Genomic DNA, 24,384 nt, shown 5'->3' with positions numbered 1-24,384 from the left:
GTATTGACCTTACCGCTGATGACTACCCCTCAGTCGGCTTCGCCGCCAGCTCCCCTGACAAGGGGAGCCAGAAGGAGGGTCAGCGTGCGCGGCGGGAGCGGTTGATGGCGGAGATGATGGCCTTCAGTGCGCTGGTGGTGATGGAGGAATCGATACCCACACCCCAAACGATCTGTGCATCATCGGCCTCGCCAACCTGGCATTCCACGTAGGAGGCTGCCATAGCGTTGGTGCCCACGGACATCGTGTGCTCCACGTAGTCCATAACGGAGGCATCCACGCCGAAGTTGGAGATGGCGTTGAGGAAGGCGGCAATCGGACCGTTGCCCATACCGGAAACCTCGCGCTCCACCGGCTCATCCACGCCCACGTTCACACCGCGATCGAGCAGGCGAGCCTTGAGCACAGTATCGGAACCGTCTTCGCCGGAGCTGATAGCCACCTTGAGCAGCTTCAAGCGGCCCCACGGAGCGAGCGAAGCGTCGTGAGTATCGCCCACGACCACGCCAGCGGCAGTCATACCAGACTGCTCGACCGGCAGGTACTCGTCCTTGAACAGACGCCAGATATCCTCGTCCTTGACTTCCTTCTTGGTGTCGTCCGCGTACTTCTGCACGATCTTGTCGAATTCCACCTGCAGGCGCTTCGGCAGGTCAAGGTTGTGGTTGGTCTTGAGCAGGTAGGCCATGCCGCCCTTGCCGGACTGGGAGTTGACGCGGATGATGGCCTCGTAGGTGCGGCCGATATCCTTCGGATCGATCGGCAGGTACGGCACGAGCCAAATGAAGTTGTCCAAATCGGCACCAGCGCGCTCGGCGGCCACCTGACGAGCCTCGAGACCCTTCTTGATGGCGTCCTGATGGGAGCCGGAGAAGGCGGTGAACACGAAGTTGCCGGCGTACGGGTGACGTTCGGAAATCTTGATCTGGTTGCAGTACTCAACGGTCTTGCGGATTTCCGGCACGTTGGAGAGGTCCAGCTGCGGGTCAAGACCCTGGGTCAGCATGTTGAGACCCAGCGTGACGAGGTCCACGTTGCCGGTACGCTCGCCGTTGCCCAGCAAGCAGCCTTCCACACGATCAGCGCCAGCGAGCACAGCCAGCTCGGTGGCGGCAACGCCCATGCCCTCATCGTTGTGCGGATGCAGGGACAGCACCACAGCATCGCGATCGTCCAAGTGAGTGGACACGTACTCCACTTCGTCGGCGAACACGTTCGGCGTGGTCATTTCCACGGTGGCCGGCAGGTTGATGATCATCGGATGTTCAGGGGTGGGCTTAATCACGCCGATCACAGCGTTGCACACCTCGACTGCGTACTCCGGCTCGGTACCGGTGAAGGATTCCGGCGAGTACTCGTAGTACAGGTCGATGCCCTTGGCTTCGGATTCGAGGTCCTTGCACAGTTCGGCGGCGTCCGTGGCGAGCTTCTTGATTTCTTCCTTGTTCTTGCGGAACACGACTTCGCGCTGCAGCACAGACACGGAGTTGTAGAAGTGCACGATGGCACGCTTGGCACCCTTCAGTGCCTCGTACGTACGGCGAATCAAGTGCTCGCGGCACTGGGTGAGCACCACGATGGTCACATCGTCCGGAATCAGCTCACGCTCGATGAGCATGCGAATAAAGTCAAAATCAGTCTCAGAAGCGGACGGGAAGCCTACCTCGATCTCCTTGAATCCCATGGAGACCAGGAGATTCCAGAAGCGCAGCTTACGCTCGGAATCCATCGGGTTGACGAGTGCCTGGTTGCCGTCGCGCAAATCCACAGAGCACCAGCGCGGTGCGCGCTGCAGTCGCTTACCCGGCCACGTACGCTCCGGGTAATCAAACGGGACCTGCTTGTCGTATGCCACGTACTTGTTGTACGGCATGCGGCTCGGCTTCTGCGGATCACCGATGAATCGTGCCGGAGGCAGCAGCGGGTCATTATTACCCCCATTGGACGCTGCGGCAACCGCTGCGAGATCAAAAACGGATGATTGATCCTGACCCATCGTTCCTCCTTTTCTATTGATGTACGCGAAGTTCGTTTCCTATGGTTTGTCAAGAGCTTCGCGGCTTTGTTAATGTGCACGAAACATACTACAAGCCAGCGAGGGCAACACCCGCGAAAACCGCCGTATTGTGGCGGATTCGGCACATTGCGGCGGTTTGAGCTGGGTTATCGAGCGCTTTTCATCAATGATTTGATAATCGCCACAAAGCCCAGGCTGACTGCTCCGGCGAGCACAGCGAATACCTGCGGGCGGCGCAGTTCATTGCGAGCGCTGATGGCACCGGTGATGCAATGATCCTCGAACCAGACGCGTACCTCGTTGCTGGAGTAGCGGCCGACGAGTTCACCCCAAGTGAGCATGCGGGTCACGTAGCCGGCCGGATTGCTTTCATGGAATTCGAACAGGCGAATGCCGCGGTAACGGGACTTCGGGCCATAGCATTCAAATCCGCAGGTGGGCGCGTAGCCTAAATCGATGCCGTGCACATGGCCCACAAACGCGTTTTTATGGTCGTGGCCGCAGAACAGCGCGAAGTATCCGCCAGCTGCGGTAAGTGCAGCCACTTCCCCCACGTTTTCGTCCGCACAGCCGATGGCTTCGCCAAGACGAGAGCCCGGGCGGCACACTTCGTGATTGAGCACATAGCAGTGGCCGGCGTGCGAGCGTGCGCCTTCCACGGCGTTCGGAGTCCACGCGGGCACCTCTTTGAGGCAGTCGTAGAACTCCTGCGGCGGAATGTGCTGGAAGGCGATGGCCGGCACCGGTTTGCCGTCGCCGTTGCGAGCGCCAAGCTCATCTTGCACTGCACCCAACCATTCCAAGGCTTCTGGCGTAGGAGTGCCGTAGCCATCGGAATCAGCCAGATCAAGGCCGCGTGAGTTGACTACGTACGCGGGGTATTGTGCATCATTTTCGCGCTCACTGGCCGCATCGGTGTCGGCGGCGTAATCGCCCGAGTTCACCATCATGACGGACATGGCCACGCGCCCGGACCCATCGGATGACTCAATCGGTAGCGCAAAAGTGCCAGGTTCAAGGCTGTCTTCTGGATTAAGGCAGCCGGGGAATTCGCGGTAGATATCATCCTGTTCATCCGCGAGGATGCCGCACTGGAAATCATGATTACCGTAGGTGGCAGCAAACGGTACGTTTGCCTCGATGACCGGGCCGAGGAATCCGGCGAATGTGCGGCGGACTTTATCGCGAGTTTGATCCATGAGCTCGTCCATCGTAGGCTCAGCAGGCTGTGCAGCAGATTGCGCAGCGGACTGCGACTCGGCATGGCGCTTGATTCCACGCAACTTGGCTTCAACTTCGGTGACTACGCGCACGCGAGCGCCAGGTTCTTCGCCGCGGCGGCGCAGGAATGTGTCGATATAAGCGGGATCATAACCGCGGATTTGGTCGCCAGTGAATACCACAAGGTCAGGGTCGGCTTTGCGGATGGCCTCACGGATGAGGCGGATGGTGTCTTTTTGCACATCAGGGCCGTCTTGTACGTCGGCCATTTGCAGCACGCGGAAGCTGCCGTCTTCGCGGAATCGCAAGCTTGTCATGGTTCTTCAGTGTAGGGGCGAGTGCAGTTGAACGCCCCGCTATTCACAGGACCGGCACAGCACGTTTTGCTTCCGGAAATATGCGGGATTACAGATTGGCCGCGCGGCTATATTTCATTCATGATACCATAGAGTTGTCTGATGTCTGATAACTTAATGTTTGCCATCTCAACGACGAGTATGCAGAGCACCCCAGCACACCAACCATTGCATGCAAGTAGTCGGCAAACCGTAAACCAGCGACAGACACCCCCGAAATACAAGTTGCACCCTCTATCGGGCCAACCCGTATCGCAATAGGCGCAAAACCTAGTTTCCCTTTGCGTTTCGCACTATTGTGGTGGGCAATACCACCGGGGAAACTGCTTTTCTCAACCGCGACAACAACGTCACGGCCCCGCAAGGACGAACACGACAAGGAGCGTATCATGAGCAACCCATCCGGTCCGGCCGCACTTGAGACGCCGAACCAGACCGGGGAGTCGGCCCAGCCGCAGAATGGCGAGGCCCCGGAGGAATATACCTATACCCAGCAAGAGCTGGCGTTGTTGGCTCGACTATCACTACAGGGCGGCACATCCGCTATCTCTCAGCGCAGCCGTTGCGATGAGACGATGGACGCCATCAAATCCTATATTCTGCACGAGCACCTGCAGCCTGGTGACGTGCTTCCCACCGAAGCGCAACTGTGCGATACCATTGGCGCTTCTCGCTCTTCAGTGCGCGAGGCCGTACGCAAGCTTGAAGCTCTGAACATCGTCAAAGTGGAACACGGCAAAGGTACCTTTGTCGGGTCACTGTCTTTGGACCCGATGGTGGAAACACTGGCCTTCCGTTCCATGGTGTCCGTAGGCAAGAATTTCGCTGATCTGCAGGATGTGGTGCAATTGAGGCGATTCCTCGACCTTGGCTGCGCCGACGAAGTGGTGGCGTCGCTGGCGAACACCGAACAACCGCATCTTATGGAACTCGCCGACTCCATGACCGCAACGGCCAAAGGTGGCAAAACGTTCCTAGCGCTCGACATTGACTTCCATATGGGCATTCTCGACTCATTGGACAACACCATTGTCAAGCAGATGGTCCGTTCATTGTGGCTGGTTCATATGGCGGTACTCCCCCAGCTCGGACTGCCAGTATCCAGCGAACTTGACCGCACCGCATCAGCCCACCGTCGCATGCTCGACGCAGCGCTGGCCGGCGATGTTGAGGCATACCGCCGCGCTGTCATCGATCATTACGAGCCAATCGAATCCATTCTGAAGCAGCGAATCCTCGACGGCAACGAGTAATCGGCTCTTCGCCAATCCTCACTTCAATACAACGAATGCGGGGCGAATCACCGGAATTTTTTCCGAGTGATTCGCCCCGCATTCGTTAAGGAGGAGGAAAAAGAAGAGACGAGATGAAGTTAGAAATAGATTCGCGAGAGGTTGTGATTTGGGTCCGATTACATCAGACCCAAATCACATCAGACCAAATCAGACCGCAGTGGAAGCGCTGACTTCCTCGGCAGTGCGCACCGGTTCCAGACCGCATTCGCGCAGCACCGAGGCCACAGCCTCCACGTTCGCGCCGGTCAGCGCGCGTACCGGGTTGGGCATCTGATTGGTTTCAAACACGCCAAGCAGTGCCATAGCGGTCTTGAACGCACCCACGCCGGCTCCGAATCCGGAGACGCCGGAGGTCACGTTCACAATGTTCATCAGAGCGGCGAGCTTGTCTTGCTCGGTGCGCACGGTGGCCCAATCGCCGGATTCGTAGGCCTGCCACATGCGCACATAGCCCGTGCATTCCACGTTGCCCAGGCCAGGCACGCTGCCGTCTGCACCGGCCATGTAAGCGCCGTCCACCACGACTTCTTGGCCGGTGAGCAGCACCAGCGGATGGCCGGCCTTGCGATTGGCGTCGCACAGGAAGCGGAAGGACACGTCGTCGTTGGAGGAATCCTTCACACCGGTGAGCACACCGTCAAGGCCGAGACGAATCAGCAGATCGCCGGGCAGCTTCACGTGCACGCAGACCGGAATATCGTAGGCGAACAGTGGCAGATCCACAGCTTCGTGAATCAGTCGGAAATGGTTCTCGATTTCCGGTAGACCACCAAGCGCATAGAACGGTGCGGTAGCAACAATGGCATCGGCGCCGAGTTCGGCAGCTACCTTGGCATGCTCAATAACGCGCTCGGTTTCCGTATCGATGCAGCCAATCAGTACTGGCACACGGCCGGCGGTGAATTCGATGGCAGCTTCGATGATCTCACGACGGCGAGCGTCGGTGCTGAAGGCCACTTCGCCGGAAGAACCGAGGAAGAACAGGCCGTTCACACCAGCGTCAACAAGCCTATCAATGGAGCGTTTGAAGCTGACGCGGTCGAGCTGGCGGTCTGCGGTCAATGGGGTCACGACCGGTGGAATCACGCCGCGGAAAGTGGTGTTCATAGTGATGTTTCCTTATTGTTGAAAGTTCTGGTAGTGGACTATCGATCAGATGCACTCTTCTGGCGTTGGATGCAACAGCGACGGCGCTGCGCCCAGCAACAGTTTCGTGTAATCATCCTGCGGATTATTCAGCACATCCTTGGCTTCGCCATGCTCGACGATGGTGCCGTGATTCATTACGACAATTTCGTCGGAAACATAGCGGACCGTTTGGATGTCGTGGCTGATGAACACCATCGACAAGCCAAGTGACTTCTTCAGATCAGACAGCAGGTTGAGAATCTGTGCACGCACAGACACATCCAGTGCGGAAGTCGGCTCGTCAGCAATAATCGCATCAGGATTGAGCGATAGTGCACGGGCGATAGCCACACGCTGACGCTGGCCGCCGGACAGCTGACCAGGCAACGCGTTCAGCGCAGACTTCGGCAGACCGACCATGTCGATGAGCTCATATGCGCGCTTGCGACGCTCTGCCGCATTGCCGAGCTTATGCACGACGAGCGGATCCATGAGCTGGTCCTGCACGCTCATGCGAGCGTTCAATGCAGTGGCCGGATCCTGGAACACCACGGAGACCACGCGGCCGATATCCATGCGTTCCTTGGCAGTGCGCTTGGTCACATCCTGCCCCTTGAAGAACACGTGACCACCGGTAACGGTTTGCAAGCCGCACATCACGTTGGCCGTGGTGGACTTGCCGCAGCCGGACTCGCCCACAATGCCGATCGTGCGCCCGGGCATGAGCTTCAGGTTCACCTTGTTAACCGCCGTCACTTTCTTCGGGTGGAAGAGTGTTCCGGCGCGTGTGGTGAACACAACTTCGGCGTCCCGCAATTCGATGATTGGGGTTTCGTTGTTGTTGGTTGTGTTGTTCATCGCTGTGCTCCCTTCAGGGCTTCCGCAGCCTCCTGAGCGGCCACTTCTGGCGTGGGCGCGAACCAGTCATAGGTGAAGGCTGGTGCCGGTGCTGGATCCGGATCATCAGGTAGGCAGGCCACCATGTGCTGAGTGCCAGGCACGCGCTTCATCACCGGGTGGATGTCGAGTCCGCGGTCCGGGTGCGAGGAGCGCGGTGCGAAGCGATCGCCCTTCGGGAAGTCGGCCGGCGAAGGCACGGTGCCGGGAACCTGGTGGAGGCGACCCTGTCCGGCCTCGATGGAGGTGACGGAACCGAGCAGGCCGCGAGTGTACTCGTGGCGAGGATCGGTAAGGATCTCCTTGGTGGAGGCCTGCTCAACAACCTGGCCGGCGTACATAACGGTCACCGAGTGGGCGACCTTGGCCACCAGTGCCAGATCGTGGCTGACGAAGATCATCGCGAAGCCGAGCTTCTCACGCAGCTCGTTGAGCAGATCGATAACCTGCTTCTGCACGGTCACGTCAAGTGCGGTGGTTGGCTCGTCGGCGATGATGAGCTTCGGGTCGCGGGTCAGGGCCATAGCGATGAGCACGCGCTGGCGCTGGCCACCGGAAAGCTCGTGCGGATAGGATTCCAGCGTGCGCTTCGGGTCGAGACCCACCAGTTCGAGCAGTTCCTCGGCAGTGCGAGTGCCGCCGCGCTTGGTCAGCTGCTTCATCTGTGCCTTGATGAGCATAGATGGGTTGAGGCTGGAGAGTGCGTCCTGGTACACCATGGCGATTTCGTGGCCACGCAGAGCATTGTGCTCCTTGGGGCTCATACCAACAAGGTTCTTGCCGTCAAACAGGATTTCACCGCTGATTTCTGCCCTCGGGTCGAGCAAGCCCATGATGGCGAGCGAGGTGATGGACTTGCCGCAGCCGGACTCGCCCACCAGGCCCATGGTCTGGCCAGCGCGCACCGCGAAGGACAGGTGATCGACCACGTTCACGTCGCCGTGGCGCGGGAACTTGATGCACAGATCGCGCACTTCGATAACCGGCTTGGCGGTGGACAGCGGAATGAAGCGATCCTTGCGCTTGAGCTCTGCTTCACGCAGCTGTTCCAGACGCTTGTCGAGGCTTTCCTTCTGAGCAGCATATGCTGCCACCGGATCCACCAGCAGGCGATCCTCCTTGCGGCTCAGTTCCTTGCCTTCCTCAGTCTGCTTGATTGGGGCGGTAGGAGCGGCCACCATGGCGTCGGTGATGCCTTCGGACAGGATGTTCAGGCACAGCACGGTAATCATGATTGCCAAGCCGGGGAACATGGCCTGCCACCAGTAGCCGTAGAGCACGCCTGCCTTTGCGGAAGACAGAATGTTACCCCAGGTCGGAGTCGGCTCCGGAATGCCTGCGTTGATGAACGACAGGGAGGCCTCGAAGACGATGGCGTCAGCCACGGACAGCGTGGTGAACACCATCACCGGGGCGGCGATATTGCGCGTGACGTGCTTGAAGAGAATCCATGGAGCTCGAGCACCGGAAACGATGACCGCACGCACATAGTCCTTGCCATATTCGCTGATGATGTTCGCTCGCACAATACGAGCCACCTGAGGCACGTACAGCACACCGATGGAGATGATGATGCCGATCATCGACTGGCCGAGGATGGAGACGAACACTGCAGCGAGTGCAATGGTCGGCACAGACATCACGACATCAATCAGTCGCATGATGATTTCGGATACCCAAGTGCGCGACACTGCTGCAATGGCACCGATGATGGAACCGACCACCAAAGCGAATGCGATGGAGCTCAGGCCGATAACCAGCGAGTACCGTGCACCATAAATAACGCGGGAGAACACATCACGGCCCAGGTTATCAGTGCCGAACCAGTGGTCGCCGGTTGGGGCCTGATAGCTCATGGTGATCTCAGTCGGGTTATGCGGGGTTACGACGGACGCGAAGATGGCGGCCAACGCGAGCAGCGCGATAACGATAACGGAGATGCGTGTGCCGATGCTCATGCTCGACCAACGCTTGACTTTGACTTTGGTATTGGGTTTGCTGAATTCGCGGGTTGCGTTGTTGCTTCCGAACATCGTCACACCGTCCTGATTCGAGGATTGATGAGGACATAGAGCAGATCGACGATCACATTGACCACCATGAAGGCCAGTGCCACGACCAATGCCACACCTTGCACGAGGGTCGGCTGGTTGTTGTTAATACCGTCGAACATTGCGGTACCCATGCCGGGCAGCGCGAAGATGACCTCGATGACGATAGCGCCACCCATGAGGTAACCGATCTTCATACCGAGCATGGTGACCGGGGTGATAAGAGCGTTGCGGAAGACGTTACGGGCCACGACCACACCCTTGGGCACGCCGGCACCAATGGCGGTGCGCACATAGTCCTTATCCAGCTCCTCAACCATGGAGGTACGGATAATACGGGTGAGGGAGCCGGCCACCGGCAGGCCGAGCGCGAAGCTAGGCATAGCCATACGGGCCATATACCCGGCCGGATCCTGGGTGAAGGCGGGCAAATCGCCAGCGCCAGGCAGCCAAGCCATCTTGATCTGCAGTACGTAGATAAGCAATACGCCGAGCCAGAAGGACGGGGTGGCAATGGCGATGATGGAAACAACGCGAATGGCTTGGTCAACCCAAGTGTCACGGTAAAGGGCTGCCAGCACGCCGAAGATAACAGCGAAAACGATGGCGATAAGCAAGCCGATGAAGGTCAGCTGGAGAGTGATGGGGAATGCGGTGGCGATACGGCCGCTCACCGAATCCTTGTTGACGCCGTAGACGCCAAGGTCGCCGCGCAGCAGGCCGCCGAGGTAGGAGAAGAACTGTTCCCACCAGGGGCGATCGTAGCCCATCTCATGGCGGTACTGGGCGAGCGCCTGCGGGGTGGCGTTTTCACCGAGGGCCGCGACGGCGGGGTCGTACTGAGAGAAAGACATCAGGAAGTAGACCAGCAAGGTCACTCCGAATGCCATGAACGGCAAGGCGATCAGTCGTCTGCCAAGAAGGCGTAGCAGGTTATTCAATGGGACTCCCTTGTCAGGTGGTGCAAGAATGGCAAGGCCCTCCCGCCGCGCGGACGTTCAGATGTCCCGCTGCGGACGGGAGGGCCTGTGATAGTTGTGGATTGTGGACGATTGCTCGGCGGCTACTTACTCGTTGAGCTTGGCGTTCACGAGGTTGATGCCGGTCGAACCGATGGCGTCGACGCTCTTGAACACGCCCTTCTTGAAGGCAGTGGTCGTCTGGCGGTGGAACAGCGGGTAGAGCGGAACTTCCTCGCTGAGCAGGTCGAAGCACTGGTTCCAGTAGTCCTGGCGCTCATCGTCGGTGGAGGCTGCCAGAGCCTGATCCATCAGCTCGTGGAGCTGGGTGTAGCCTTCGGAACCGTTCCAGAAGGTACGGGTCTTGGTCCAAGCGTTGTCGCCGTACCACCAGTTCATCAGCAGGTCAGGGTCGTTGCCGAACACGGACGGATCGCCAGGAGCGAGGACCATGGAGAAGTCGGCATCTGCCTTGTCGGTGATGTTCGGGTAGAGAGCGGAGGATGCCATGGACTGGATGTCCACGTTCATACCAATCTCGGCCAGATCGTTCTTGATCTGCGGAGCCAGCTGAGTGATCCAGGAGTGGTCGGTGGTGTAGAGAGTGAAGTTCAGCTCACCGGTGACGCCGGCTTCCTTGAGCAGGGACTTGGCCTTCTCCACGTTCTTGGTGTAGACGTTGCTGGCCTTGTGGTAGTTCGAGAAGTTCTCCGGCAGGAAGCTGGTGGCTGCAGTGGCCTGGCCAGACATCTGGTTGTCGATGAGCTTCTGGGTGTCGATGGCGTAGAAGACTGCCTGGCGAACTTCCTTCTTGTCGAACGGAGCCTTCTTGGTGTTGAACATGAGGAACGGCAGGTTGAAGCCCTGGACGGTTTCAAGCTCGGAGCCGGAAGCTTCAAGGGTCTTGAAGGCGTTGGCGGGCACCATTTCCATCACATCGACCTTGCCGGCCTGCATTGCGGTGACGCGGGCGGTGTCATCGACGGACACGTTCCACACCATGTGTGCTGCCTGAGCAGGGTAGTCGCCGTTGTACTGGTCGTTCTTGTCGAACTTGACCTGCTGATCGGTGATCTCGGTGTACTTCCACGGGCCGGAACCGATCGGCTGTGCCTTGAGGTCCTCATCGCTCATCGAGGAAGGAACGATTTGGATGAGTGCCAGGCGCTGCTTGAACATCGGGAATGCACGAGTGAGCTTGAAGGTCACTTCAGTGTCCGACTTGGCTTCCACGGAATCGATGAAATCGAGCATGGAAATGTAGAGGCTGCCTTCGGCGGTGGTGCGCTTGTAGGAGGAAACCACATCGTCGGCGGTGACTGCGGTGCCATCGGAGAACTTGGCTCCGTCACGCAGGGTGACCACGTATTCGGTGTCGGATACCTGCTCCGGCTCACCGGCTGCAAGTGCGTTGAATACGGAATAATCCGTGTAGTTGAGTGCATACAGCGGTTCGGTCACGTGCCAGTTGCCGGCCATGGCGAGTGCGCTGGATGTGGTGGATGGCGAGAAATCGCGGGTTGCGTATGCGACTTGCGCCGTAATGGTGTCAGCAACTGATGTGCCTGTGTTCGACGCGCCTTGGGTGCTACCGCCACCGCCGCATCCGGCGAGCAGCATGAGGCCCGCAACGGTTGCCGCCATGGCAGCCTTGAACTTTCCATTTCTCCTGATCATGTGTTCTCCTCGTCGTTGAGTGAATATCGGACCATCGTTCGAACCGAGACGGTTCCTTTCCTTATGTCATGTGATTTGTGATTGTGGGTTGCTCACCATTCCGATCTCTCGGGTGGAGGTCCAGTCGAGAACCCTTGACGTCGTCGTCGAACTTTCTTAATGATAAGACGTCTGATGTCTGATTTCAAACTCGGAGTGTTGAAATCAGACATCAGACAATTTGCTGGCTCATCGCATAGATAATCAGAGCTGTGCCACAAACCAGCGAGTAATACTTGTGGGATGAGTGATTGCGGTGCCTACCACGGCAGCCCATGCGCCGGCTTCCATCACTTGATGCAGTTGCGCAGGCGTATGAATACGGCCCTCGCACAGCACTGGAACCTCAGGGAATGCCGCAATCATCTGGCCGAGCAGTTCGAAATCCGGACCATCGGTTTTCGGACGGTCACCCGTATACCCGGATAGCGTGGTGGAAATAATATCCGTGCCGGCTTCAACAGCGCGTTCAGCATCAGCAAAGCTGCCGCAGTCAGCCATCACCAGCACACCCTCATCATGCAGCGCGTGCACAGTATCCGCATACGTCAATCCATCTGGGCGCGGGCGGCCGGTCGCATCAATAGCAACAATATCCGCTCCGGCGGCAGCGCAGCACCTGGCGTGACGCAACGTCGGCGTAATGTACACGCCTTCCTCGCCGTCCTTCCAAATGCCGATAACCGGCACGCTTACCTGCCCTTTGATAGCCGCGATATCAGCCAGGCCTTGGCAGCGGATGCCCACCGCTCCGCCCTGCACAGCAGCCATAGCCATCTGCGCCATTGTTTCCGGGTGACGCAGCGGCTCATTGGGATACGCCTGGCAGCTCACCACCAGTCCGCCTTTAATACGCTCGATTGCCTGATGCATAGTCTTGCTCCTTTGCTCTTTTTATTCCTATGCCTTGCTCGGTTCCATATGATTCGCTCGCACATATCGGTCTATGGCTGCGGCCGCTCCGATAAGTGGCGCGTCACCGCCCAGTTCGCCTTCGACAAGCGGGGTGGGCTTGACCAACGCCAATGCCGAATCCGTAAATCCGGCGCGCAACGCATCCCACCACAGTGCTCCCGCCTTTACCACCGATCCGGAAATCACAATCACATCTGGATCGATAAGGTTACCCATGCCGCCGATGCATTCACCGAGCGCATGAGCACTGTCGGCCAGCACCGAGCAAGCCAGCTGCTCCCCCGCTGCGGCACGCGAAGCCACCTCAGCACCACTGGAAACCGGCGCTGGCTTATCAGCTGCACTGAGTTCCTCACAACGGTGGTTGTAGAGATCTTTCAATCCCGTACCGGATGCCACCGGTTCAATATGCCCTTCGCGAGTGCCGCATGAGCAGAGGAATCCCTGCCCGAGCGCGCTTGGCACATGTCCAGCATGGCCGGCAACACCGTGTGCACCGGTGAATAGTTCACCATGCATCACAATCGCCCCGCCGATGCCAGTACCCACACCGATTGAGAGCACTACGTCACTGTTGCGGCCTGCGCCATAGCTCGCCTCGCCAAGACCATGCGCGCCCACATCACCAATCATGCGCACTGGCAGATCGGTGATTTCAGCAAACGCATCATAGATATGCTGGCCGCGCCAACCGGGCAGAATATCAGTGGCGGAGACAATCACGCCGGTTTCGCTATCCGGCACTCCAGCCGCCGCAATACCAATGCCTGCGATTGCTATGCCTTCGGCAGATGCACGCTCCAGCTGCTGAGCAGCGAGCGCCACAATACGAGCTTTGAGATCATCGCCACCGCGCGATGCTTCAGTTGGAATTTCACAACGATTCGTTACTACCGGCTCTTGCTCGCCATTGAGCGGCTGCGGTAAGGTTACAAATCCTGAGGCGACTTTGGTGCCGCCGATATCAAACGATAGATATGTGCTCATGCATCGCCCGCCTTGGCTGATGTCTCGGCTGTCGCATCAGCCACCGCATCGTAAATGTGCTCCAGATAGCTGAGCCTTTCCTCAAGCGTCGCATTCTTTGGCACACACACTTTGGCACCCATATAGTCGAGCGGAGTTTCCTGCTCGCCAGCAGCGCGCACAGTATCCGCAATCGCAGCAGCATCCATCAGCGAGGTAGGCTCGTCCGGACTCATCGGCAGATGCCCGTCAATCCAACCGTAGCCATACTGAGTTTCCTCAGGACCAGCCCCAGAGAACATAAGACCACTCAGCACGCCGGCCTGAGCGGCTTTGCGCACATGATCAACGGCGGTAGCGGCAGTGCGCCCCTCCACCACAGACCTGCCCCAATTCACGGTCAAGCCAATACCAGCCTCGCGGCATAGCTCGATTTCGTCTTCGATGGGCAGGAATCCTTTTTCCGGCTTCTGACCCTCCACATACTTATCGCAATGCTCGATAACCAGCGACGCCTCGGACCAGTCCAGCTGCATAAGCTCTTCCAGTGAGGCGGCCATAGCGTCCTTGCTGGCCGCCGCCGTGGGGGCGGAGTGCACTTCGACGAATCGCACATCTTGGCTTCCGCGCCATTGCGTGAAGTCAGCGAGCGCATTCCGCACTTTCTTCAGCATGGCGAGCGCTGCGGCTCGGCCATCTTCGTTGGGGCTGGCGAGGCCGAAGTTTGGGTCTTTCCATACGTGCTGCATGGTTCCGGGAATAACGGTGATGGTATTGCCCCGCCAATGCGCAGGCAAAATACCTGCCATCCAAATGCGGCCTGCGGTTTCCGCAAAATCACCGGGGAACGGTAGCTCGGTACCGGCAATCCACGGCTGCCGGCCGAGCAGATTGTAATAGTCCTCTTGGGCTTCCCGCCCTTGAGGAAGCGACGCATACGCGCCCACGACAAATGAAGGCATGCTAGTTTCCTCCTTGAAATGCTGGTGCCTTGACATACCTATCCTACTATCATCAGACGTCTGATGTCTAATCTCTGGGAGAGGCGCACCTTATGCAGCACAAGGGTTTATGAGCAGGCCTTGCTTTCTTTAACGGAAGAGACTGACTCCGCGGCGGGCGGCGCAGTAGGCGTTACCAAGCCACGTGTGGCGAGAATTCGGCCACACAGCGCCGAGACGCGGCGCATTCTGGCTCATCCAAATGCTCGGCACGCGGCCATCTGCAGAACGGGAGCCCAACAGATTGAAGCCATTCTTGACCATCAACCATTCCGGATGCTGGGTGGCGATGGCAAGTCCCTCCTCGAGCGTGAGCGGCAGGCGATCATCGGAATCAAGCAGCTTACGAGCCACATCCGGCTCACGATTGACATAGCAAGTTCCAGTGTGCGGATCGACCACCAAATAGAACGGGCCTTCAGGCGGAGTGAAGCCGCTGACGGGCAGGAAGCTGGCGATATCGCGCGGCGGCATCGTGGTAAAGCCGGCCATGCGATTGATGGAGGTTCGAGCGATCAGCGATTCAGGCGAAACCAGCTCGCGGGTCGGCACCAGCAGAATATTCGAGCCAAGATCAGAATGCTCGAGTGCGCCAATAAGCGGGCGGGCCAGCGCACGAAATGCGGCGGCAGACATATCCGCCACATCCGGGTAGCCGAGAGCCACGATACGATCAAGCTGCTTTTGCGCCTCTACTGATGCAATAGACATGGCTACCAGACTAGCAACGTGGCGGCACAGGTGCCATCATCATATGGGAAACACGGCACCGGAACTGCTGAGATTCCGTACAATATTGACCCGTGTCCGACTGCACTGTGGAGCCGCACTGCTTAGTTGCACTGCGTAGCTACACTGCGCGGCCGTGCGAATCAATCCTGTTCCTTGGACCCAGAAGGTAATCATGTCCGAAAAATTGAAGGTCGGCATTCTTGGCGCCACCGGTATGGTGGGTCAGCGTTTCGTGACGTTGCTTGAGAATCACCCGTGGTTTGAGGTGGTCACCCTTGCCGCTTCCGCACACAGCGCCGGTAAGACCTACGAAGAGGCCGTGGGCGACCGTTGGAAGATGGAAACGCCTATGCCAGAATACGCCAAGCATATGGTGGTTGTGGACGGCGATGATGCCGAAGCGGTTGCCGGTGGCGTTGATTTCATGTTCTCCGCCGTGAACATGCCCAAGGATCAGATTCGCGCCATTGAAGAGCGTTACGCCAAGACTGAGACTCCTGTGGTCTCCAACAACAGCGCTCATCGTTGGACTCCGGATGTGCCGATGGTGGTGCCGGAGATCAACCCAGAGCATTTTGCGGTGATCGAGCATCAGCGCAAGCGTCTCGGCACTACCCGCGGCTTTATTGCCGTCAAGCCGAACTGCTCGATTCAGGCATACACGCCAGCCCTGGCTGCCTGGAAGGAATTTGAGCCGCGCGAAGTGGTGGTGAGCACGTATCAGGCCATCTCCGGCGCAGGTAAGACGTTCAAGGATTGGCCTGAGATGGTGGGTAACATCATCCCGTTCATTTCCGGTGAGGAAGCCAAGAGCGAGAAGGAACCGCTGAAGGTGTTCGGCCACGTGGATGCCGAACTCGGCGAAATCGTGCCGTTTGACGGTCCGCTGAAGATCACCTCACAGTGCATTCGCGTGCCTGTGCTCAACGGCCACACCGCAACCGTGTTCCTGAACTTCGGTAAGAAGGCCACCAAGGAAGAGCTCATCGACCGTCTGGTGAACTACACTTCTCAGGCTGCCGAGCTGGGCTTGCCGCATGCGCCGAAGCATTTCATCCAGTACCTGACCGAGGATGATCGCCCGCAGGTCAAGCTGGACGTGGATTACGAAGGCGGCATGGGCGTCTCGATCGGCCGTCTGCGTGAGGACTCCATCTTCGACTGGAAGTTCGTGGGCCTCGCGCACAACACCCTGCGCGGCGCCGCCGGCGGCGCTCTGGAATGCGCCGAAATGCTCAAGGCACTCGGCTACATCACCAAGAAGTAATGCTTTACAAGAAAGCCCTCCATATGGAGGGCTTTCGTATGCTGTACCGCGGATATGCAGGTGAAGTTAACCGGATATCCGTGCAAACTCAGCGGCCGGTGCCGCCGTACACCACGGCTTCAATCTGCTTGGCGTCGAGGCCATACGCAGTGTGCAGAGCCTTCACAGCCTCGTTGAGCTGATCAAGCGGCACAAGAGCAGCGATACGAATCTCGGACGTGGAGATCATCAGCACGTTGATGTCCTTAGCACTCAGCGCGCGGAAGAACTTGGCGGCCAGACCGGAGTGGGTCTTCATGCCGACACCCACCACGGCCACCTTGCCCACGTTGGTGTTGATGTCGAAGGAATGGTAGCCCAGCTCCTCCTGCTTATCGAGCAGCGTATCCTGCACCTGCTTAACCGCAGCCTCCGGAACAGTGAAGGAAATATCAGCAGTTCCCACAGATGCGCCAGCCTGCACAATCATGTCCACGTTCACGCCAGCGCTGGCGAGCTCGGTGAACACCTTGGCAGCCATACCCGGCTCGTTCGGCACGCCACGAACAGTGGCGAGCGCTTCAGAACGGTCGTGGGCGATGCCGGAAATTACCGGAGCCTCAGGGCCAAGATCGGGGAACAGCTCTCCCATGGACTTCGCTTCTTCTTCAGTCATGTCTTACCTTGTCTTGTTTGCAGTTGTTACGTTTACTTAGGTCTTATGCGAATCGTGATGATTGACCGCAGGCCGATGCAACCAATCGGCCGAACTCAGTCGATATTCGGCAGCGTGCGAGGATCCACACCCTCCGGCACCACCAATGTGCCCGGACGATGCGAGAACGAAGAGCGCACGTGCAGCGGCATGTTGAATCGCTGAGCATATTCCACGCAGCGCAGTGCCAGCACTTTGGAGCCGCAGGACGCCATTTCGAGAATGGAATCGTAATCGATTACCGGAATGCGGCGTGCGGCAGGCACAATGCGCGGGTCGGCGGTGAAGATGCCATCCACATCGGTGTAAATCTCGCAGATGTCAGCGCCGAGAGCCACAGCAAGAGCCACTGCGGAAGTATCCGAACCACCGCGGCCGAGCGTAGTGGCATCGCCCTTGGCGTTGATGCCCTGGAAGCCTGCCACAATGGCGATGTCTCCCAGAGAAAGCGCGTTCTTCACACGATCCGGCTTGACCGACTTGATGTGGGCAGCACCGTAACGAGCATCGGTGAAGAAGCCAGCCTGCTGACCGGTAAAGGAGTGCGCGCGGCTACCTTCGGCGTGAATGGCCATGGCGAGCAGGCTCATGGAGATACGCTCACCTGCGGTCATGAGCATATCCATCTCGCGCTCAGGCGGATTGGAGTCGATGCTCAAGGCCTGATCGATGAGGTCGTCAGTGGTGTCGCCCATAGCGGAAACCACTACGGCCACCTTGTTGCCTTTTTTCTCCGTCTCAACAACGCGCTTGGCCACACGCTTGATCGAATCGGTATCGGCGACCGACGAACCGCCGTACTTCTGCACGATGAGAGCCACTGTTGTCCTTCGTTCTTCTCTCGGCTGCGGACGGTAGGCTCATCCGATATTTCGGTACCGCTCACCATCCCGGGTTTTGCGCTTCATTCTACGTAAGCGGCACGATTATAAGGATTGTTAGCGTTGCCACATGGACGCACACCCATCATGCGGACGTTTTACGCTGCACAGCCGCCTCTCACGTGCTGCACAGCCACCTCTCACGCACTGCATTCCGGGAAATGCGCCGCATAACCGCCCCTCGCACGCCACATTCCGGGAAATGTGCCGCATAACCACCCCTCACGCACTGCATTCCGGGAAATGCGCCGCATAACCACCCCTCACGCACCGCATTCCGGGAAATGCGCCGCATAACCGCCCCTCACGCACCGCATTCCGGGAAATGCGCCGTGGAACATACCATGAAACATACCGTTTGCGACGCAATACCCGGAATGCGGCGTAATTGCACCCACTACGCGGCGCATTCCCCGGAATGAGGCACGAGAGACATCCCAAGCCGCTACGAGCGACAGCACGCAGCATGAATACTGCATGAACTTACGTAGTTTCCCGGCTTGTCGTATTCCATAGCACGCCCATGCGCCGTACCGTTAAAGTACGTCGTGGAGGTTGCAATCGACGCACCACCCAGCAGCAAGGAGGCCACGATGGCCGGCAAGAAGGATCATTCATTCAACTACTGGAGCATGAATTACCGGGGCAGGTTCCGCCGCACCAAAAAGATGATGCCTTTTATCATCGGGCTTTGCGTGCTGCTGCTGATTCTTGGCGTGCTCTCCGACGAGCTTGGGAAGGCATTGCTGTGGATCGTTCTCATCTTGGTTATTGGCGTAGCGCAATATTTCTTCACCAAGAAGAAAGCTGAGGAAGAGGAAGCCCAAGAAGCTGCGCAGGCACGTGCTCAAGCGCAGGCCGCACCCGTGCAGCCCAATCCGGCTGCGCCACAATACGCTCAGCAATATACCCAGCAACCATATGCTGCACCTGCACAATATGCGCAGCCACAGCCACCGCAGCAGTCGCTGTCTGCGCCAGTTCCTCCCACTCCACAAGCACCAAGCAATACTGCACAGTAAGCGTTACTGCCTAGCCTGCATCCAGTACCACTGTGCAGCTGCCCTGTGCAGTAGTACTGTGCAGTAGCTCTATGCAGTAGTCGAAAATACGGAGTCTACTGAGGAAATCAATTCTCAAGATTCTTTCAGGTGATTGCTCTGGGGTTTTGAGACAAACGCATCAAGCCGCTCAGGTTCGCCGGCTTATATAAGAACTACCGGCAAGCAAAGCCCAAGGAAAACGATCCGACAAGGATCGCGGACCGCAGGCCCAGCGAACCGGCGAGGCACACTCCCGGAAGGCAGGCGATTGACCGCAGCAAACGCCAGCCGGCCGGCAAACCCCACAACTATAATTGAACCCCTTTCTTCTTCCTCTCTCCTTCTCTCAAAGGTCCGGTTGCAGCACCTCGCAACCGGACCTTTTGTTATGTTCTGTCACTCGATGCTCTGAGCCCGGGTTTCAGTCAATCGAATACTGGGCATTTGCAGTTTTACCCTCCTAGCGTATTTACCCCCTATATCGATTCTTTAATCAGTGTCTTTCGTGGGCATTCGGTATTGCAATCAGCCAACTGAATTGATGGGCCGCTAAACAAAGCGCCAGTCGCAAGGTCAACACAGCCCTATCTATTCGGGGGTTTATAGACGCAATATCGGGGGTGTGTACGAGATTTGCGGAGAGCTACGGGGTTTGCGCTACGACTTTGGCACAGAGTAACGTGGCGAACGACTGCAGCAGACTGCACATACAAGGGGAGGCTCAGCGATGGCATTGCAGCATAAGCACACAATGCAGCACACGCGTGAGGCGGCTACCGCGAGCAGAACCGAGGCAGACCAGCAACAGCAGACGTTCACGCCCACTTCATTCAATGAGGCGATGGATACTGCTGATATAGCGGCTGAGCGTCGCCGATTGAGGCGCAATCTTCTAATAATGCGTCTGATTACCATCCTGCTGCTTATTGCAGCACTCGCCGTGGCATGCTTCCCCCTGGCACTGCAATTCCAATCCGGTATGGAGCTTGCGAAAACCGCGGCCACCAGCGCCCAGAACGTAGCGAACTGGCCATACCCGCAAGCTGATGATGCGCTCAAAGCCGCTCATGAGTACAACAAGAAGCTTGCGGAATCAGGCCAGCCTATTTTGGGTGAAGCAGTGGATCCGTTCTCAGGAGCACAAGGTGGCTCGCAGGCCAGCGGAGAGGATTCCGCGTCCAAGAAGGACACCGAATATCAGAAGCTGCTGAATACTGGCGACGAAGTAATGGGCACAATCAAAGTACCCAAGCAATCAATCAATCTGCCGATTTACCATGGCACCTCTGAGGAAGCCTTGGCATCCGGAGCCGGGCATTTGTATGGCACTTCGCTGCCTGTGGGCGGCGAGTCCACCCATTCGGTGATTACGGGTCACCGTGGTCTCGTTGAGGCCATGATGTTCACGCGACTCGATGAGGTAAAGAAGGGCGACTTCTTTTACATTGAGGTTATGGGGCAAACACTGGGATACAAGGTCGATCGCATTTCCGTGATTCTGCCTAATGACACGTCACAGCTCAAGATTGTGAAGGGCGAGGATCGCGTCACGTTAATGACCTGCACCCCGTATGGCGTGAACACTCATCGTCTGTTGGTTTCCGGGCATCGTGTGGCAATTCCTCTGCCGGCTCCCGAACCGAATGATGTGCATGATGCTCGCAACATAGCGATTGCAGCAGCACTGGCCGTACTGCTGCTCGGCTGGTTCTTCGTGTGGCTTGCGCGGAGGAAGCACGTGGCTCGTATTATGCGGCATGCGGCATTCTGGCCGTGGCAAAAGAGTCAAGGTTCCGAGCCGAATAATACGTTATTGGATGACGCCAAGTAACTGCCGCGCCCTCACGGGGAGTTATGCCTGCGGTTTCAGGCCTCGCGGCGGCCGGCAAGAGCGCGGCCAAGCGTGACTTCGTCAGCATATTCCAAATCAGAGCCAACTGGCAGGCCACTGGCAAGACGCGTGATTTTTACTCCCACAGGGCGCAATAGCTGAGTCAAATAGCTGGTAGTCGCCTCACCCTCGATATTCGGGTCAAGTGCCATGATGACTTCCGCGACTTCCTTGGTTTCCAAGCGCTTGAGCAAACCTGGAATCTTAAGATCAGCAGGACCCACGTTAGCCATTGGATTGATTGCGCCACCGAGCACGTGGTAAAGGCCACGGTATTCTCTCGTACGTTCGATGCTCATCACATCTTTGGGCTCTTCCACTACGCAGATTACGGAGTGGTCGCGGCGAGGGTCGGCGCAAATCGGGCAGGGGCTCGTCTCGCACACATTGCCACAAATATCGCAGAACCGGACTTTATCTTTCACTTCTTCAATGGCTTCGGCCAGTTCTCGCGCTTCATCGTCCGGCGCGGACAGCAGATAAAATGCAATACGCTGCGCTCCCTTAGGCCCAATGCCGGGCAGGTTTCCGAACGCATCAATCAAACGCTGAATGGCGCCATCATAGGCGAGTGCCATGCTTACTGCTCCTTACCGTTATTCGCCGAGGTGCTTCTTGGCTGGCTGAATGTTCTTAGGATTGTGCGGATCATCAGCCGAAAACTCTTTGACCTCTTTCACCTCAAACATCTTCTTTAAATCGTCCAAACTCATTGCTCGAGAGTCACCGAGCGATTGGTCGCTCATCGAGTATTCGTCTTCTTCCGGGTCGATCGGCGGCTCGGGAGATGAATCCTGCTGTGAACCTATGCGGGAGTTGGCTGACTGTTGATTCCAAGGGTCTGCTTCCACCCTGGGTTCCGCACTATATTGTGGCGATTGCGGTGCTTCCTGAGCCTGCTCCCAGCCGCTCGGCCCGGCCATATTCTGAGCCTGATTCCAAGGGTCTGGCGCTGCATTCGGCATGGCTGGCGCTGGCTGATTCCACGGATCATCATTCACGGAAGCAACTGGAGCTTGAGGTGCTGGCTGGTTCCACGGATCATTGTCCGCAGTGGCCGCAGGGCTGGGCTGATTCCACGGATCCATATCCGATGGAGGCATAGCATCCGGAACTGCCGGCTGAGACTTGGCTTGGGGCTGAGGCTGAGCCGTGGCCGGTTGAGCCCAGGGGTCTATACCATCACTGGTATCAGGTACTGCAACGTGCTTCTTATGATGCTCTTCTTCTGCAGGTTCCGGTGTGCTAAGGTTTCCGGCCGCGTATGGCTGGTTCTGTACCGGAGACGCACCTGTCGGCTTAGCCCAAGGGTCGTCGTCAGGAAGCTGCGCAGACCCTCGATGGGCATCCTCAGCTTCTTCGGCATGACTGGAAGTCGCAGACTTCTGTTCCTTGGGCTCGCTGGCAGTATGCATGCCTAGTCCAGATCCCAAGCTTGCTGCGGCAAGACCAGCTTTCGCCAATGCGATCTGCTGCTTGACCTTAGCCAACTGCTCAGGGCTCATGCGTTTGATGGACTCTACTCGATCGCCGTTGGCGGCAACAGGCGTAGGCGCAATAACAGTGGTTGCGCCGAACTCTTGGCGTACGGCGTCTTGCACTACGATTGCGGCTTTCTTACCGTTCGAGTCAACAGCCAGCGCAAAGGCATGCTGACTGAGCGATTGATCGAATGTCAGCGAGAGGCATGGCAAGCCCTTGCGATTGGTACCAAACTTTACCGTTGGTACTTTGGCGCGAGTTACATATTCACGAATAGCTTCAGGCAATGCCGCAACGGCTGCATCCCATTTTTCGTCCACAGAACGGGTATCGTTCGCGGGGGCTGGAGCGGAAGCTGCGACCGGAGTGGCTGCTGCAGCAGACTGCAGGCCAGAAGCCGGCTGCTGAGTGGGAGCTGACTGAGCAGCTGACGCTGAAGGCACAGACTGTTCAGCCGTCACAGTTCCAGTCCAATCAGATGCATTGGTGGACACATTTGATTGCGGAGTTGGTACCGTCTGAGCTGGTTGCTGCGCACCTTGGGTGGTATTACGCGAGGAACCAACGAATCCGCCACGATTGGCTTGCTGCGTATTCGCATTGCGCGATGCCCCCACAAAGCCGCCCGAAGCCGCATGATGCTGCGCTCCAGCGCCAGCAGAGCTTCCCGAGTTTGTAGCGGCGGCATTAGCCGGCGCACCAGCTGTAGGCGCGGTAGCAGCGAGCGCAAATCCTGATTCAGCGCCGGCAAGCAATCTAGCGGCCAGTAATTCAAGTCTCATACGCGGTGAAATTGCCCCGGTCATGGAACTCAATGTGGCGTTGATGATGTCTGCCATGGCAGTAAGTTGGCCTAAGCCCAAAGCAGCAGCCTGACGATGCAAATCACCCATATCTTCTGCTTCGGCAGTATCAGACAGCACTGATTCAGCAGAATCACCGGCAAGTGTTAGTACCAGTAGGTCACGCACGCGAGCCAGAAGGTCTTCCACAAAGCGGCGTGGGTCAAAACCGCCCACCACAACCTTTTGAATCACTCCGTATAGAGTTTCGCCGTTATGGTCGATAACCGCATCGATGGCTTCACCGATAAGCGCTTCCGGAGTGAATCCGAGGAGAGCCACAGCGGCATCATGCGTAATAACACCTTCTACAGAGCCAACCATCAGTTGGTCGAGTACGGAAAGTGTGTCTCGCATCGAACCGCCGCCTGCGCGCATAGCAAGCTTGAGCACGCCAGGTTCGGGCTTAATGCCTTCCTTATCGCAGATCTTTTCCAGATAAGGGCCCATAACCTCCTGTGGCACCAGGCGGAACGGATAATGGTGTGTACGTGAGCGAATAGTGCCAATCACCTTATCTGGTTCGGTGGTGGCGAAGATGAACATCACATGCTCAGGTGGCTCTTCAACGATCTTAAGCAGTGCGTTGAAGCCCTGCTGCGTGACCATATGAGCCTCGTCAAGGATGAAAATCTTGTAGCGATCGCGGGCTGGGGCAAATCCAGCGCGTTCGCGCAATTCTCGAGCATCATCCACACCGTTGTGTGAAGCCGCGTCGATTTCTACCACGTCAATGGAACCTGGGCCTCCGGTGGCCAGGTCCTTGCAACTGGGGCATTCTCCGCAGGGATGGGAGGTGGGGCCTTTGGCGCAATTGACGCAACGCGCGAGGATACGGGCAGAACTAGTTTTGCCGCAGCCTCGCGGACCGGAGAATAGATAGGCATGCGTAAGCTTGCCCTCGTCTAGGGCTCGCATCAGCGGAACAGTAACCTGGTCCTGGCCGATTACTCCTTCAAAGGTGTCCGGACGATAGCGTCGATACAGTGCAAGTGCCATAGCTACTAACCTACCTTGCCCTCAATATTTG

Annotated in this window: 19 protein-coding genes; 4 read left to right on the top strand and 15 right to left on the bottom strand. The window is 57.7% G+C overall.

All coding sequences use genetic code 11. The annotated features are described in order from the left end of the window. Positions 1 to 79: 79 nt before the first annotated feature. Both leuA and AC1AY0_RS09345 read right to left on the bottom strand, forming a co-directional pair. A complete protein-coding gene (gene leuA, locus AC1AY0_RS09350; RefSeq protein WP_033890730.1) occupies positions 80 to 1,996 on the bottom strand; it encodes a 2-isopropylmalate synthase in 1,917 nt (638 codons plus the stop codon). A 167-nt stretch (positions 1,997 to 2,163) separates the two neighbouring features. Beyond that, a complete protein-coding gene (locus AC1AY0_RS09345; RefSeq protein WP_033890731.1) occupies positions 2,164 to 3,555 on the bottom strand; it encodes a metallophosphoesterase family protein in 1,392 nt (463 codons plus the stop codon). Between the two features lie 428 nt (positions 3,556 to 3,983). Here AC1AY0_RS09345 and AC1AY0_RS09340 point away from each other — a divergent pair, with 428 nt between their 5' ends. After that, positions 3,984 to 4,847 carry a FadR/GntR family transcriptional regulator gene (locus AC1AY0_RS09340; protein ID WP_081890032.1) on the top strand — a complete coding sequence of 288 codons (864 nt, stop codon included), beginning with the start codon at positions 3,984 to 3,986 and terminating at the stop codon, positions 4,845 to 4,847. A gap of 189 nt (positions 4,848 to 5,036) precedes the next feature. Here the strand turns inward: AC1AY0_RS09340 and AC1AY0_RS09335 are convergent, their stop codons facing one another. The 9 genes from AC1AY0_RS09335 to AC1AY0_RS09295 form a co-directional block, all read right to left on the bottom strand. Continuing rightward, on the bottom strand, positions 5,037 to 5,996 hold the full coding sequence (locus AC1AY0_RS09335) for a dihydrodipicolinate synthase family protein (RefSeq protein WP_033890732.1): 960 nt from the start codon (positions 5,994 to 5,996) through the stop codon (positions 5,037 to 5,039). Between the two features lie 45 nt (positions 5,997 to 6,041). Then, positions 6,042 to 6,875 carry an ABC transporter ATP-binding protein gene (locus AC1AY0_RS09330; RefSeq protein WP_033890733.1) on the bottom strand — a complete coding sequence of 278 codons (834 nt, stop codon included), beginning with the start codon at positions 6,873 to 6,875 and terminating at the stop codon, positions 6,042 to 6,044. Further along, positions 6,872 to 8,947 (bottom strand): dipeptide/oligopeptide/nickel ABC transporter permease/ATP-binding protein, encoded by a 2,076-nt coding sequence (locus AC1AY0_RS09325; RefSeq protein WP_081890033.1) that lies wholly within the window; start codon positions 8,945 to 8,947, stop codon positions 6,872 to 6,874. The genes AC1AY0_RS09330 and AC1AY0_RS09325 overlap by 4 nt, the downstream gene beginning before the upstream one ends. A gap of 2 nt (positions 8,948 to 8,949) precedes the next feature. Beyond that, positions 8,950 to 9,906 carry an ABC transporter permease gene (locus tag AC1AY0_RS09320; protein ID WP_476526285.1) on the bottom strand — a complete coding sequence of 319 codons (957 nt, stop codon included), beginning with the start codon at positions 9,904 to 9,906 and terminating at the stop codon, positions 8,950 to 8,952. 126 nt (positions 9,907 to 10,032) lie between these two features. Further along, on the bottom strand, positions 10,033 to 11,601 hold the full coding sequence (locus tag AC1AY0_RS09315; protein WP_033890734.1) for an ABC transporter substrate-binding protein: 1,569 nt from the start codon (positions 11,599 to 11,601) through the stop codon (positions 10,033 to 10,035). A gap of 243 nt (positions 11,602 to 11,844) precedes the next feature. Beyond that, complete coding sequence (locus AC1AY0_RS09310; RefSeq protein WP_033890735.1) at positions 11,845 to 12,513, bottom strand: N-acetylmannosamine-6-phosphate 2-epimerase; 669 nt, start codon at positions 12,511 to 12,513, stop codon at positions 11,845 to 11,847. A 27-nt stretch (positions 12,514 to 12,540) separates the two neighbouring features. Next, positions 12,541 to 13,542 (bottom strand): ROK family protein, encoded by a 1,002-nt coding sequence (locus AC1AY0_RS09305; RefSeq protein ID WP_033890736.1) that lies wholly within the window; start codon positions 13,540 to 13,542, stop codon positions 12,541 to 12,543. Beyond that, positions 13,539 to 14,483 (bottom strand): DUF4862 family protein, encoded by a 945-nt coding sequence (locus AC1AY0_RS09300; protein ID WP_033890738.1) that lies wholly within the window; start codon positions 14,481 to 14,483, stop codon positions 13,539 to 13,541. The genes AC1AY0_RS09305 and AC1AY0_RS09300 overlap by 4 nt, the downstream gene beginning before the upstream one ends. Before the next feature lie 129 nt (positions 14,484 to 14,612). Continuing rightward, the gene (locus AC1AY0_RS09295; protein ID WP_033890739.1) at positions 14,613 to 15,233 is read right to left on the bottom strand and encodes a DUF5701 family protein; all 621 of its coding nucleotides are present in this window, start codon (positions 15,231 to 15,233) and stop codon (positions 14,613 to 14,615) included. Positions 15,234 to 15,426: 193 nt separating this feature from the next. Between AC1AY0_RS09295 and asd the strand changes: the two genes are divergently transcribed. Then, on the top strand, positions 15,427 to 16,521 hold the full coding sequence (asd, locus tag AC1AY0_RS09290) for an aspartate-semialdehyde dehydrogenase (protein WP_033890740.1): 1,095 nt from the start codon (positions 15,427 to 15,429) through the stop codon (positions 16,519 to 16,521). An 88-nt stretch (positions 16,522 to 16,609) separates the two neighbouring features. On the opposite strand, the gene AC1AY0_RS09285 is transcribed toward asd, so the two are convergent. Both AC1AY0_RS09285 and AC1AY0_RS09280 read right to left on the bottom strand, forming a co-directional pair. After that, complete coding sequence (locus AC1AY0_RS09285; protein ID WP_033890741.1) at positions 16,610 to 17,176, bottom strand: ACT domain-containing protein; 567 nt, start codon at positions 17,174 to 17,176, stop codon at positions 16,610 to 16,612. Between the two features lie 95 nt (positions 17,177 to 17,271). After that, positions 17,272 to 18,036: an aspartate kinase gene (locus tag AC1AY0_RS09280; RefSeq protein ID WP_051917361.1), complete on the bottom strand. Its 765-nt coding sequence runs from the start codon at positions 18,034 to 18,036 to the stop codon at positions 17,272 to 17,274. A gap of 653 nt (positions 18,037 to 18,689) precedes the next feature. Here AC1AY0_RS09280 and AC1AY0_RS09275 point away from each other — a divergent pair. Further along, positions 18,690 to 19,118, top strand: a complete 429-nt coding sequence (locus AC1AY0_RS09275; RefSeq protein WP_033890742.1) for a hypothetical protein — start codon at positions 18,690 to 18,692, stop codon at positions 19,116 to 19,118. A 748-nt stretch (positions 19,119 to 19,866) separates the two neighbouring features. Further along, positions 19,867 to 20,970 carry a class C sortase gene (locus AC1AY0_RS09270; RefSeq protein ID WP_051917362.1) on the top strand — a complete coding sequence of 368 codons (1,104 nt, stop codon included), beginning with the start codon at positions 19,867 to 19,869 and terminating at the stop codon, positions 20,968 to 20,970. Positions 20,971 to 21,005: 35 nt separating this feature from the next. On the opposite strand, the gene recR is transcribed toward AC1AY0_RS09270, so the two are convergent. Both recR and AC1AY0_RS09260 read right to left on the bottom strand, forming a co-directional pair. Beyond that, positions 21,006 to 21,608 carry a recombination mediator RecR gene (gene recR, locus AC1AY0_RS09265; protein ID WP_033890743.1) on the bottom strand — a complete coding sequence of 201 codons (603 nt, stop codon included), beginning with the start codon at positions 21,606 to 21,608 and terminating at the stop codon, positions 21,006 to 21,008. 18 nt (positions 21,609 to 21,626) lie between these two features. Further along, positions 21,627 to 24,353, bottom strand: coding sequence for a DNA polymerase III subunit gamma and tau (locus tag AC1AY0_RS09260; protein ID WP_034534698.1), 2,727 nt, complete (start codon positions 24,351 to 24,353; stop codon positions 21,627 to 21,629). Between the last annotated feature and the right edge of the window lie 31 nt (positions 24,354 to 24,384).

It is taken from the genome of Bifidobacterium sp. LH_416 (genome assembly GCF_056357055.1).
This window is presented reverse-complemented; position numbering and strand designations above follow the sequence as displayed.